Annotated in this window: 15 protein-coding genes; 5 read left to right on the forward strand and 10 right to left on the reverse strand. The window is 44.0% G+C overall.

Annotation, left to right across the window (positions count from 1 at the left end; genetic code table 11):
* Positions 1-4 precede the first annotated feature (4 nt).
* The 4 genes from B3O12_RS16505 to B3O12_RS16520 are packed head-to-tail and all read right to left on the reverse strand — an operon-like array spanning position 5 to position 3,939.
* A complete protein-coding gene (locus B3O12_RS16505) occupies positions 5-898 on the reverse strand; it encodes an NAD(P)/FAD-dependent oxidoreductase (RefSeq protein WP_286757114.1) in 894 nt (297 codons plus the stop codon).
* A gap of 60 nt (positions 899-958) precedes the next feature.
* Positions 959-1,879 (reverse strand): ATP-grasp domain-containing protein, encoded by a 921-nt coding sequence (locus B3O12_RS16510; RefSeq protein ID WP_286757116.1) that lies wholly within the window; start codon positions 1,877-1,879, stop codon positions 959-961.
* 16 nt (positions 1,880-1,895) lie between these two features.
* Positions 1,896-3,584 (reverse strand): carbamoyltransferase family protein, encoded by a 1,689-nt coding sequence (locus B3O12_RS16515; RefSeq protein WP_286757117.1) that lies wholly within the window; start codon positions 3,582-3,584, stop codon positions 1,896-1,898.
* A gap of 28 nt (positions 3,585-3,612) precedes the next feature.
* Positions 3,613-3,939: a HesB/IscA family protein gene (locus B3O12_RS16520; protein ID WP_189630323.1), complete on the reverse strand. Its 327-nt coding sequence runs from the start codon at positions 3,937-3,939 to the stop codon at positions 3,613-3,615.
* Positions 3,940-4,021: 82 nt separating this feature from the next.
* Between B3O12_RS16520 and B3O12_RS16525 the strand changes: the two genes are divergently transcribed.
* Genes B3O12_RS16525 through B3O12_RS16545 form a run of 5 tightly spaced genes read left to right on the forward strand, consistent with a single transcriptional unit; the run spans position 4,022 to position 6,539 of the window.
* A complete protein-coding gene (locus B3O12_RS16525) occupies positions 4,022-4,543 on the forward strand; it encodes a hypothetical protein (protein ID WP_189630324.1) in 522 nt (173 codons plus the stop codon).
* Between the two features lie 3 nt (positions 4,544-4,546).
* Positions 4,547-4,966: a YkvA family protein gene (locus tag B3O12_RS16530; RefSeq protein WP_286743585.1), complete on the forward strand. Its 420-nt coding sequence runs from the start codon at positions 4,547-4,549 to the stop codon at positions 4,964-4,966.
* A 37-nt stretch (positions 4,967-5,003) separates the two neighbouring features.
* The gene (locus B3O12_RS16535) at positions 5,004-5,633 is read left to right on the forward strand and encodes a thioredoxin family protein (RefSeq protein WP_286757118.1); all 630 of its coding nucleotides are present in this window, start codon (positions 5,004-5,006) and stop codon (positions 5,631-5,633) included.
* Positions 5,591-6,241 (forward strand): oxidoreductase, encoded by a 651-nt coding sequence (locus tag B3O12_RS16540; RefSeq protein WP_286743580.1) that lies wholly within the window; start codon positions 5,591-5,593, stop codon positions 6,239-6,241. The genes B3O12_RS16535 and B3O12_RS16540 overlap by 43 nt, the downstream gene beginning before the upstream one ends.
* A 16-nt stretch (positions 6,242-6,257) precedes the next feature.
* Positions 6,258-6,539, forward strand: coding sequence for a hypothetical protein (locus B3O12_RS16545; RefSeq protein WP_286757119.1), 282 nt, complete (start codon positions 6,258-6,260; stop codon positions 6,537-6,539).
* Between the two features lie 146 nt (positions 6,540-6,685).
* Here the strand turns inward: B3O12_RS16545 and B3O12_RS16550 are convergent, their stop codons facing one another.
* The 6 genes from B3O12_RS16550 to B3O12_RS16575 all read right to left on the reverse strand — a co-directional run bounded on the left by B3O12_RS16550 (position 6,686) and on the right by B3O12_RS16575 (position 12,373).
* Entirely contained in the window at positions 6,686-8,506 is a 1,821-nt protein-coding gene (locus B3O12_RS16550; RefSeq protein WP_286757120.1) for a Xaa-Pro dipeptidyl-peptidase, read from the reverse strand.
* 190 nt (positions 8,507-8,696) lie between these two features.
* Positions 8,697-9,173 carry a YHS domain-containing (seleno)protein gene (locus B3O12_RS16555; protein ID WP_189630330.1) on the reverse strand — a complete coding sequence of 159 codons (477 nt, stop codon included), beginning with the start codon at positions 9,171-9,173 and terminating at the stop codon, positions 8,697-8,699.
* Positions 9,174-9,184: 11 nt separating this feature from the next.
* Positions 9,185-9,553, reverse strand: coding sequence for an SPW repeat domain-containing protein (locus B3O12_RS16560; protein WP_189630331.1), 369 nt, complete (start codon positions 9,551-9,553; stop codon positions 9,185-9,187).
* Between the two features lie 2 nt (positions 9,554-9,555).
* Positions 9,556-9,915 (reverse strand): hypothetical protein, encoded by a 360-nt coding sequence (locus B3O12_RS16565; RefSeq protein ID WP_189630332.1) that lies wholly within the window; start codon positions 9,913-9,915, stop codon positions 9,556-9,558.
* Between the two features lie 72 nt (positions 9,916-9,987).
* The gene (locus B3O12_RS16570) at positions 9,988-11,043 is read right to left on the reverse strand and encodes an AraC family transcriptional regulator (RefSeq protein ID WP_229838642.1); all 1,056 of its coding nucleotides are present in this window, start codon (positions 11,041-11,043) and stop codon (positions 9,988-9,990) included.
* 166 nt (positions 11,044-11,209) lie between these two features.
* Entirely contained in the window at positions 11,210-12,373 is a 1,164-nt protein-coding gene (locus B3O12_RS16575) for a hypothetical protein (protein ID WP_286757122.1), read from the reverse strand.
* Between the last annotated feature and the right edge of the window lie 221 nt (positions 12,374-12,594).

Below are 12,594 nucleotides of genomic sequence, written 5' to 3' on the forward strand. Positions count from 1 at the left end.
GTTTCTAGAAGCTCTCCTGAATCAAATCGAAATTAATAACAGCACCTGCCACAGTGCCAGAAGATACGGCTACCGATACGGCTCTCATGTTAGAAACATCGCCACATGCATAAACGCCTGGTACGGAGGTCATTTGCTTTTGATCTACTTTGATTAGACCCTGTTCCGTAATTTCACAGCCCAGACTTGTCGCAATATTGGTGCCTTGTTCAAAATGCGGACTATGGTAGAGTGCATTGATTTGGTGTGTATTGCCGTCTTTTAGAACTACTGCTGAGATTTGGCCATTCTCTTGCTCTATTCGTTCAATTTCTGTTTCTACAAGAGTGATGTTGTTTCTTTTTACTGCGGTTAGCTGCTCAGTAGGCAAATCGATTTTGCCATTGGTAAAAATGGTGAGTTCCTGGGTTAGATTTGAGATGAGTTGTGCATAGTGAAAAGCTTTGTCGCCATTGGCTAGTATGCCTGTCGGTTGCCCATGAAACTCATAACCATGGCAGTATGGACAATGGATGACCGATTTTCCCCAGCATTCAGCAACTCCCGGGATATCGGGTAGAATGTCTTTAATGCCAGCAGCTAGTACGAGCCTCTTGCTTGTAAAAGAGCCTTTGTCTGTTTCTACAGTGAAGCCCTCAGGTGCTTTTTCGGCACTCAATGCCAAGCCGTCCAAAAACTCTACGGTTTTGTATTGTTGAACTTGCTCCTTTGCAATTGCACTGATTGCAGCAGGTTTTCGGCCATCATGTGTAAGGAAATTTTGGGAGTGCGGAGTAAAGCGATTGCATGGCTTTCCGCTATCAACCACCAGCACTTTTCTCAACGATCGGCCTAAGGCCAAAGCTGCTGAAAGGCCGGCATAACTGCCTCCAATAATAATAACCTCAAATCTTTGCATCCTTTAGCTTTTAGACAAAGGTAGTGGCTTAAATTATAATTGCAACATTGTTGCAATTAGTTATTTCGCTTGGTATGCTTGAACCTTCTTGCTGATCGCTTCAACCAAAACCTCGGCCGCTGCCGGCTTCAGTCTAAACCATAACTCCGGTTCAATAAGCTCCATTTCAATAACAGCCAATTCATTATTGTTATCACGGATAATGTCTACTCTGGCATAGTAGGGTTGTGGATTGCAGGCGGCCACTGCTTTTTCTGCAAAGGCAATTTCTTCCGAAGTAGGTTGATATTCATGTACCGTTCCGCCAAAATCGTCCTGGACTCGGAAGTCACCGGGTTTAGCAATTTTTAGTACGGCATGGGTAAACTGGCCTCCCATTACCATTAGCGATACTTCACCCTTTTCCACCACATTCTTCTGAAAGGGCTGAAGCATCATGGCTTCTTGCTGAATCAGCTTTTGAAAAATAGGCTCGTATTCATGAATGTTGGAGAGGTCGATTCTGTAAGTGTGCCTTGCGGCTCCGGAGATACAGGGTTTCAGTATGCAATCTGTCCACTCTTTCTGAGCAAAGAGAGCAGCCAGGTTGGTCACCACTCCAATTTCCACATAGTGAGTTTCAGGAATGTTTATACCCTTAACCTGAAGATCCTTGAGGTAGTGCTTATCCATATTCCACTGAATCAATTGGTATGGATTGATCATTTCGGTGGCTTCACTCACTTTTTTGAGCCAGCCCTTCCATTCTTCGTACCGATCGAAATAGTCCCAGGTGGTGCGGAAAAGTACTGCTTTAGTAGAGGACCAATCGAAGTCTGGGTCGCTCCAGCTTTTTCTTGTCACTTTAAAGCCCTTGCTTTGCAGTGCTTCTACCACAAGACCATCTTCCTTAAGAATATTTTGTACGTACCAGCCGGGATTTTCTGGGGCCACATAGCGGTTGTCTGTCAATACCACTATGTCGAATGATTTCTCTTTCAAGGCATAAATTTAGATGCTAATAAACGAAAGATTGTTTAGAAATAAGGTGGTTTTCAATGACCAATGCATCCATTGCTGAATTCAAAAACAAGTCAATCGCCTCTTCAGGTTTTTCAACCATAGGCTGTCCTTTTTTGTTGAATGAAGTGTTCAGTACTGCACCTACACCGGTATGTTTTTTTAAGGTTTTCAAGAGCTTATAAAACCTTGGGTTCCATTGTTTTTCTACGGTTTGAGTTCTTGAGCTACCATCGACATGAATAACAGCTGCCAATTGATTTATGGCGGAGTCGATCGGTCTATCGACTAAAATCATATAAGGACTGTTTAATTTGTCCTGAAACAGATTGTGAAGCTCTTCGGGAAGTATGGATGGGGCAAAAGGGCGAAAGTCTTCTCGAAATTTGATATGACTATTGATATGATCTTGCATGCTCCGGTTTGAAGGATTGGCGAGTATGGATCTTCGCCCTAGCGCTCTTGGGCCAAATTCACAGCCCCCTTGAAACCAGCCCACTGTCTTATTATTGGCTATAAGACGAGCGGTTTGTTCGAGCAGATTTTCTTCGTCCAATTCCTTTATGGAGCAATTCTTTAAGGTGTTAATTGTTTCTTTTGAAGCTGAGAACGAGTAAGAGCTGCCGAAGCAGGTACTTCCATTATGAATTTGCCTTTTCCCCTTTACTATTTCCAGCCAACCATAGAAAGCGCAACCAAGGGCAATGCCATTGTCTGCAGCAGCAGGTTCAATATATAGTTGATTTACTACTCCTTTTCTGATTAGCCGACTGTTGGCCACTGCATTGAGCGCAACTCCTCCTGTGTAGGCCAGAGGGGTTGCAGTTTCACCTTTTAAACGCGACTCAAGAATATATTCTACGGCTCTTTCTACCTCCCTTTGAGCCCAAAAGGCCATGTTGGCATAGTGCTGCCTGTTCTGTTTAAAACCTTCCCAATGATGAGCGGGTGTTGTAAGTGGTTGGTCCCATTGCGGAGAGAGAAAAACTCTACCTTTTTCAAAGTAGAAGGCCTCATGCTGAATTTCGGGTTTACCTAAGGGCGCAAGCCCCATAAGCTTGCCTACATCATCCATGTTTCCGAAGCAATAGTGGCTAATGGCGGAGTAGAAACCGCCAATGGAATGATTGGTGGTTGGCAACCAGGGAGACTTCTGGGTGTTCAGGGGACTGAAATCTTTAAACAACGTATGAAGCTTTGTTCCATCATAGTGGTAATAACTGTCTTTCTCGCAAATTAGCCCGTCACTAAAGTTTAGGTTGAGTTCTTTCAGATCAGGTAGGTTTTCATCGTTGCATTGGTCGTATGGACTCCCGCAACCATCAATGACTAAAACATTGAATTTTTTGTACGGACAAGTGCCTATGACGCTATACGCATGGGCCAAATGATGCGAAATGGAGACAAATTTCTCGTCTGGATAATTCTTGAAAACCCGAGGGCCTTTAAACTCATTTTTGGAGGGGATCACAAAATTTTCACATTGAACGACCAAATCTATTTCGTCAAGGCCAATTCCGGCTGCTTTCAGGCAGTATTCAGTGGTGAGGCTGTCATTTCCTCCGTCATGTTTAATTCTGCTTAATCTTTCTTTTTCTATACCTACTAATACGCGGCCATTCTTAAGTAGAACAGATGAACCATTGTGAGAAAGCCCTGTGCCTAAAACGTAGATATCTTTTTTCAACGAATTGTGTGTGAAAACTAAGTTAGTATTAAGGGGTATTTGGAGAGTTAAAAGTAAAGCCTCTGGCATCGCTACCTTCGTAAAAATCTACCTCAAGGCCAATAAGGTACATGGTTTGTTTCTTCTCTACGTGAATTTCAATGCCCTCAACCTGGTAGCTTATGTCACCCTCTTTGGGTTTATCGAAACCAAGCATGTAGCCAAGACCGGCACAGCCCATGCCACCCTTTACGCCAATGCGCAACCCGTAGCCCTGGGGTATGCTTTTGTTTTCCATAATGCTTTTTACCTCAGCTATCGCTTTCTCGGTTAGTTTAACCGGTTGCAAGGCAGGAATTGTAGAATTTTTCTCCATTTCGGGCGTAAACTTAATACCTACATTAAGATTCTCACTATTTTAAAATCTAAATTGAGCCCAAAAGTTTCAGGCCTTAGATATGGACTATATAACTGAGTTAATAAAGATTCTGGTTCCGGCAGCATTGGTTATGTATGCTATGTATTTAGTGACACGCAATTTTCTACAAAAACAATTCGAAAAGCAGTTGCTCGAAGTGAAGTCAAAAACGGTTGAAACGGTACTTCCGTTGCGTCTTCAGGCCTATGAACGGCTGGCACTACTTCTGGAACGTATATCGCCCAATAACATGCTGCTTAGATTAAGCGACCCTTCTATATCGGCTTTTGAGTTTCAGCAATTATTGCAAAAAGAAATTAGAGAAGAGGTAAATCACAACCTTTCGCAACAGGTATATGTGAGCGATGATGCCTGGAAAAAGGTAAAGGGCTCCATCAATGATATTGTTGCTGCCATACAAAAGGCGGGTGAAACCATGACCGAAAAAAACAATGCCATTGATTTGGCGGAAGCTATTTTTGATCTTATGATAAAAGAGAACCGAGACCCGGTGGCAGAGAGTCTTTCGTTTATAAAAGCTGAAGCAAGACAATTGATGTAGACTATGAGCAGAACGGAACCCAACGAAAAAGAAAAAAAGGTTTTTGACCGATTTAAACAAAAGGCAGTTGAAATTGTGGGCAATTCTGAGGCTCTGAAAAAAACGCTTTTGAGGGTTCAGAAGAAACTGGATGCACTGGAAGATGATGAAACCCTGAAAGGCAAAGTAGTGGCCTACGTTCACCTGATTGTACGAATGCTTTCCAACTCGGTGAATGGGCATTACCCTCATATACCCTGGCAAACTCTTGTAATGATAGTGGCCGGATTGCTTTATTTTGTGGCTCCTCTCGATGCCCTGCCCGATTTTATCCCCATTGTTGGCCTTATAGACGATGCTACCATATTGGTATGGTTAGGCAAATCTTTTAAAGATGATTTGGACAAGTATAAAGAATGGGAAAAGTTGAACTTATCTCGTTAGTCTCGGTGTTGCAACATCGAACATTTGTTTGAATCCAATGAAATTATCTGCCGACCTGATCGACTCAGCCTATAGTTATGCTGCCTACCGCAAGTTAATAGACCAGTTGCTGCTCGAGGGAAAAACAACAGGAGCCAACCAGTCTGAGTCAATGATAAGTTATGCCGTTCTAAGCCAAAAGCGCATGCAAAAGTGGGAGAAGATTGGCAAGCTCCTACCGGCTCTGGAAGCCATGGTTAGCCGTATAGATGTGCCCATGACCTGGTTAGTGATTACTGAAGGGTGGTGTGGCGATGCCGGACAACTGTTGCCGTTTGTGCATAAAATGACCCAACTAAACCCACAAATTAATTTACGGCTGATTTTAAGAGACGAGAACCCCGAGGTTATGAATAATTTTCTGACCAACGGGGCGCGTTCTATTCCCATAATAATCGGGCTTTCTGCCGATGGGGAAGTGCTGGGGCACTGGGGGCCCAGACCTGATCTGATACAACGCGAATTTTTAGAGAACAAACAAACCCAGGCTAAATCGGGCAAGGAGTTTACGGAATACATGCACCTGTGGTATGCCAAAGACAAAGGGGTCACCTTTCAGAATGAATTTTTGGCTATTTTAGATGTATGGATTCAAAAACTGCAATCATTGCCGGTGCAAGCGGGCTGATTGGAAGGTCGTTAACTCAAAACCTTTTACAAAGCAAAAACTATGGTCAGGTCATTGCTTTGGTCCGCAAGCCATTAGGTATCCGGCACGAGAAGCTCAAGGAGCTGACTGTAGATTTCGACAAGCTTTCTGAAATGACGGATTTCCCCAAGGGGGATGATGTTTTTTGTTGCCTGGGCACGACCATGAAAAAAGCCGGTTCCAAAGAAGCTTTCTACAAAGTTGACTTTACATATGGCTATGAATTGGCCAAGGCGGCATTAAATGCCGGAGCCGATAGATTTTTTCTCGTTTCAGCAATGGGATCAAACAAGAACAGCCGCTTTTTCTATAACCGGGTGAAGGGGGAGCTGGAAGATAAAGTCTCCTTCCTGAACTACCGAACCATATACATCTTCAAACCTTCGCTGATTAGAGGGGTAAGGGAAGAAAGAAGGCCGGGTGAAAAGTTTGCTCAGTTCATTACCAAGTTTATTCCTTTTATTGGCCCGTGGAAAAAATACCGGCCTATTCATGCAGACAAAATTGTAGATGCCATGATGAAAGTAGCTCGTCAGGAAGACAAAGGCTGCTACTTCTACGAGTCTGAAATTATGCGGAAGATGTGATCAATTTGATGATTTGATGAAGAATATTAGAATTTGGAAGCTTTGGTTGTTATCGAGCGCTGTTCTGGCCATTGTCATTTACTTTCTCACGGCTATAAACCCTATGGACTTGAATCAATCCAGTGATGTACAGCTTCACGATACCTATTTCGTTACACGAAACTGGTCTTTCTTGTTGATTTGGACTCTTCTGTTTTTAATAGTGAATGGAACTATAGCCCTTCTCTATAAACTCCTTCGCAACTTCATTACTTTACCCGCTATTTTCCTATTAGCGGCCTTCTCATTCAGGTTTTAAACGAGGGTATCTGAGAGCTGCATTTCAATATAAAAAAGCTGATAAAAAGTTGGCCTTAGATGCATTGCCCTTGAAACTGGAAGAACCATTCCCCCTTTTTCGAAAAGGGGGTTAGGGGGCTAAGAACACTCATAACTCAATTTTACTTACTTCATTACGCTATCTACAGCCTTCTTTCCACCAACTATTGGCAAAGTCAGGCTGGTACCATTTAAGTCAATAGTGAGCTGAGTGCCGGGCTGTGGGTGAAGGGTAAATTCCTGGTCACTGGAGAAGATCATCAAGCCAATTTGTTGGCCGGCAGGAATAATCTGGTCATCCGGTTGCAGATCGAAAGAGACTGTGTAGAATTTGCCAGGCTCAAGTGGTTCGCTCCGGGTAAGTGATTTATAGTTCTGCGGATCCGCCCAACCCCTGGTGATGATGTTATCATAAATTCTGGCATCGTCAGCAGCATTCCAGGGCAGCGAAACAAGCCAAACCGAAAGGTTTGCAGCAGGCTTACTACTGGCCAGCTCAATGGTTACCCGGGCTACTCCCGAAATATGCAGAGGTTCGGTTAGCTTTGGTGTTACATACAACAGGCGGTGTTCAGACTCATCGGCTTGAGCAAGTTGAGCTCCGGAAAAGTTAACATTGTCCGTTAGGGTTTCCTGCCCTTTAGATTGCGCCTTGGAGGTAGATAGTGAACCATGAACCTTACCACCGGCTTTCAGGTAAAAGGTTACGTCCGAGGCCTGCGGGTTAGGGTAGTCGGCATATGGTGTAGGTTCCTGTGGGCTATCTCCTTCGCGTACAATTTGCGCCTTAGGGTCGTTTTCAACCCCATTATCAATTCCATGAAGGTATTTGGTGAACCATCTGTTCATCATGCTTATTGGTGGAGGCCCTCCATGACCTGCCTGATGGTAGTATATTTGCACCGGAAGCCCCATTTTCTTTGCTTCCATGGCAATGCGGTAGCTATGTTCCGGCATAACGTTCCAGTCGTTGAAGCCATGTGACATCAGCAGAGCTGCCTTCATGGGTTTCATGTCATTCAGGTAGTCTCTTCCGGCCCAAAAGTCGTTGTAGTCGCCCGTAATTCTGTCCAGGTTATTCGCCATTTCTGTGTCGCGCACTGTTCTGTTGTTGTAGGCTCTTTTGGCCTCATCACCACTGTGAATAAAGTCGTAAAGAACATCTATATCTTCACCCAGATAACCTCCCGGGCTTCTCACCAAACCGTTCGAGCGGTAATAGTGGTAGTAAGAAGTATTCGGAGCAATCGGAATAATGGCCTTGAGAGCATCTACCCCGGTAGTGGCCGCAGCCAGCGGAAGTGTGCCATTATAAGAGGTTCCTGTCATTCCTACTTTTCCAGTCGACCAGTAGGCCTTTACTTTTTCCTGTCCATCGCGTGTTTTATAACCATTGTCTTTTCCCGATAACCATTCGATTACAGCTTTTGGGGCTAGCGATTCGTTGTCTCCTCCAACCGTGGGGGCACCATCGGAAAGACCGGTACCGGGAGAGGAGGAGTGCACAACAATGTAGCCTCTTGGCACCCAGGTTCTGATTTGAGAATTGGAAATGATGGGTCTTTCACCTCTTCGCTGTACCTCTACATGCGTTCTTGGCGGTGGTGTGGCACCTAATTCATGCTCAACATTCCAGAAAAGCCCTTTGGCCAATCCGGCAGTTCCGGCATAGTATGGGCTGGTTTTATAAACTACCGGTAGTTTTAACCCTTCTGTTTCGGTTTGTTTCGGGCGGGTAACAGCCACGTGCATTCTATCCGGCTTGCCGTCTCCATCCGTATCAAACTCTGTTTCTACCCACAAGTCTTCTCTAATCCATTCTTCCGGATTGCTGAAAGCTTCTACAATTTGAGCTTCTCCATTTTTGAAGACAGGTTTGGCATTTTGTGCTAGCGTACAAAGGCTTGTAGACACCAATAACACGGCAACGGAAAGGTATTTTTTCATAGGTAATTACTTAAGGCAGGCTTAAGTTATGAAATAATAGGTCTCCGGCAGATCGAATTTTTATTAACCTGATAGTGGCAGCATGGAAAAAAGAAAGAGGCTGTGTCGGAAGCTCGCCTTTAGCCAATGGTTGGGCTAAGAAGGAAACTCCTGAGACAGCCTCTTCCCAGAAACAAGTCAACCCCAATAATTAATTGTAGGTTTTCTTTAGTTTGGCCCAATTGTCATCGGCCTTCTTCATCAACCCTGCGTGGTTGTTTTCTTTCAACCAAAGCTGCTGGGCATCTAGCTCAAGGTTATAAAGAAACAAGAAGTACTTTCCGTCTTTTACAATGAACTTATTTGGGTCGGGCCTGAACTTTGCGCCTGCATATACACCAAAGGCACAGTAGCCTCCATACTGAGGTAAATACTTCTCAGGATTTCTGTCGAATTTTTGTTTTTGCTCGGCAGAAGTAAAGTAGTAAACCACTTTGTCGTGTTCAGACTTATATTCTTTAAGTCCTCTTTGAGCAAGGCCCAAATCCAAGTAAGAAACGGGCGAGTAGCCTTGCAACGCAATGTTGCTGTTGTCAATGTTGTAGGCCTGTTTGTCTTGAGCCAAAGCTACCTGGCTCAGAAAAGTTAGCGCAAGCGCCAACATGCTTATTTTTCTGATTGTTTTCATGGTATAATTATTTAATCTGTTAATGAAGGTTCGCAATTGTCGCTAAGAGCGACTACCAGAAATACTACCACCGCATTGGCTATGTAGTAGTACATGTCTATTCCCGTAAAGTGGAATAGAAAGGGAGCAGCAGCAAAAGTGGTGGCGGCCATTAAGTCTATGAGCAAATGACCGTTATAGGGAATGGTGTGAAGAATGCTAAACTTATAAGTAGTGTTTAGACTTACGATAATCACAGCCACTCCGGTGACCACAGAGAGCCATTTGGCCATGGGTGAACTTTCTCCAAGCCCCAACAGGAACGGACTGCTAATAAGTGCCACTGCGGCCGAGTAGTCTATGATGCCGTGAACGGTTGGAGAAATAAACCTGAATTTCATGGCTAGGCTATTTTAGCATCGAAATAGGTCTCTTCAACTACTTCTCCGCTATCGTTCCACACTCTTCTAATAATCTCGTGCCATAGAATGCGCGAGTTGTCTTTCATGTCGAAGTCGAAGGTAAACTCCGAGGCCGAAGCGTTGCCATCTACCAATGTTCTGTGATGGGTAATGCCGTTTACCTGGGCAATGGCTCCGGTAAAGCCTTCCATCTTTTCTACCATCTGATCGCGAGAGGCGGTCTTTACTCCACCATAATCAGAAGTGTTGGCGTTGGCCGAGAAGAACTGCTTCACGGCATTCACGATATCGCCTTGCGATACCATTGCATCCATTTTTTGTACTTGTTCTTTTATGTTCATGTGAATTGTTTTTTGATGAATCACATGACAAATTTGGCCTATCGAGTTGGGCCAATGCTTACAAAAAATGGCCTATTGATTGGACTTTTTACTTTGCAGGTATTTGGTGGGGCTCAGGCCGGTGTAGTGTTTAAAGAAATTACTAAAGTGACCGGGCTCTTCGAAACCCAGCGAAAAGGCTACTTCCTGAATAGATTGGTGTTGCAGAAGCATTCGCTTGGCCGAGAGAATAATTTGTTGCCGTATGAGCTGCCCAATACTCACATTGAGTTGTTGACGAACTTTAGTGGAAAGGGCTTTTACCGATAAATGCAGTTTATCGGCATAAAAGCCTACCTCCCTTTGAGTGGTATGAAACTCATGCAGTAGTTCAAAGAGATGAGTGGCAAAATCATCGGTGCGGTCTATGCCGGTGTCTCTAACGAAATCCGATGGAGTTTTTTGAGTTTGTTGCTTAAAGAACCGATTAAAATAGGCAGGGTCTGAAAAACCATGGTCGTAGGCAATTTCTTTAATGCTCTTATTGCTGAAGACCAGGTCTTTTTTGCTTTCAGTGAGGCGCTTATTTTTTAATAGGCCTTTTATGGTTACACCAACCTTTTCATTGACCAGCCTATGAGGGTTGAGTCCGGACGATTCAAACAATAGTTTGAAGTCGGCATTCTGAAGTTGCTCCCTATACTTCTCGTCAATAAATTCTTTAATGTCGAAAATCAGATGGTACTCTTCGGGCTTGGCGTTAAAGGGATTTTGCCAAAACCACTGCCTTGCGGATACATCTATAATATCTTTGGGCGCCCCAAAAACAGACTCGTTCAGGTATTTCTGGCACTCCAGGCAATCCTCAAAATTGATATACCCCAAGCTCACCATATGCTTAAAAAGCACTCGAACCTGCTTGTCTTTAAATAGAGCTTCATCTGGGAAGTCTATGCGTCTTACAGTAAAATCATCGCCTAAAAACTTTATGTACTGGCCTTTTTCCAGGAAGATGATTTTATCGTCCCAATCGAAGTAGTTTTTGAAATCTACCTGCAACCCTCCACTACCCTCAAGTATATGCAATAGACAATGAGTGTTTATGAACATCACTTCATTGACTTTCGGTTTAAATTTATTCACCAGCATGGGCATAAATTTGGGTTGCTCACAAAGTTCTTTCCTTTGAGTTAAGCACAAAAGGCAATGCCGCCAAAGAGTCGGCCAACTTGCTTTTATCACTATTCAATAATATAGTGAGATTGGTGGGTTGTTGCAATTGGTTGGTAGGTAGTGGTTTATATTAACGAGGCGTTTAAGTCGTTTTTTTGGTTTGTAGCAGTAGAAATGCGGCAAGAATAAACCCGAGAAACAGTAATACCCGTTCTTTGTTTGCAAACTCAGGGTACCAGCTCTCCCAAGCTTCCCATTGCCAGGCAGGGTCCGGAATATGCTGCCAGATAAAAGTGAGTGGAAAAGAAAACAAGGCTAACAAAAGAAGCTTCGCTTTGTTGGTTTCTTGTAACTCGAACATCACCCAGGTGGCCAAAAAGGGAAAGCCCAGAAAAACAATTCGTGTCATGTCTCCACCGGCCAGCAGGCCAAAGGCCAGGTACAGGGCACTGTACATGAGCAGTAGGTTTCGGGTGTTGTCGTATCGATAGGTTTTTCTATAACGGTTAATGGCCAGCCATATGGCCGGGCCAAAGGCCATGGAAATGGCAGCCAGCCACCTAAGCAGCTCAAAAGGATTTAAAACAGCCTCTCGCGCATGATAGGCCAGGGTGATGAATGCGCCTCTACCTGCTTCTTGCGGAGGAAAGTTAAAATTGACTATAGATTGAGTTGCAATGGCCAAAAGAACAGCAGCGGCAATAAATGGTAAGTCGTAGTAACCCTCATCCGTTTTTCTGTTGTGCCAGGCTCCATAAACTAGAAGTAAAACAGGCAAGGCCAAGAACGATTCTTTTTGCAAAGTGGCCAGCGGAGCCAGCCACAAAAGGTGAATGAATTTTCGCTTTAAGACAAGCCAAAGGAATAAAGCCTGAAAGGCATAAGTAGGTAAATCGACTGTTATGGGGTCGAAGGCATTGAGCCGTATCATACCCGTCCAATGAAAAATCAGCCATAAAAAGCCCGCCCAAAACCATCTTAGCTCAAAGCCTAAGCTTCGCCATAAATGAAACATAACCACCACTGCCAATAAGCTAAAGATCAGATTGAGCCATTGAAATCCGGGTAGAATATCATAGCTCCAAAGCGAAGCTAGAAACGGCACCAACAGGCGTTGATGAAATGGGTGGGGTACATTATAGTCTTCTCTGTAACCTTCAAAATAATCGTATATGTTGCGGTAATCATTTCCATCGAATTGCGGAGCGAAGTCATAACTCAACGGTGGCTGCGCCTGCTGGTAAAAGAAAAATGCTCCGGTAGTAAGAGCCAGAAAAATGAAAAGCCAATAGCCTTTAATGCGCATAGGGTGAAAATACCAAAACAATCACGTCCGGCCGGAAAAATAGTCCATATATTTTCCAATAGACTCTTATACCCGGCCTGCATGCCGGCAAAGCCAGGCACCTCAAGTTTAGCGTGAGATTCCGGATATTTTTTAGGGTTACTCATTTAGATCGCATTTGTTAGGTCCAGTATACTAGCCACATGCGGTGTTCTCACAGCGTCTTTTAACAGCCATTTGTG

Source organism: Roseivirga sp. UBA838 (assembly GCF_002296035.1).
Lineage (GTDB): Bacteria > Bacteroidota > Bacteroidia > Cytophagales > Cyclobacteriaceae > Roseivirga > Roseivirga thermotolerans.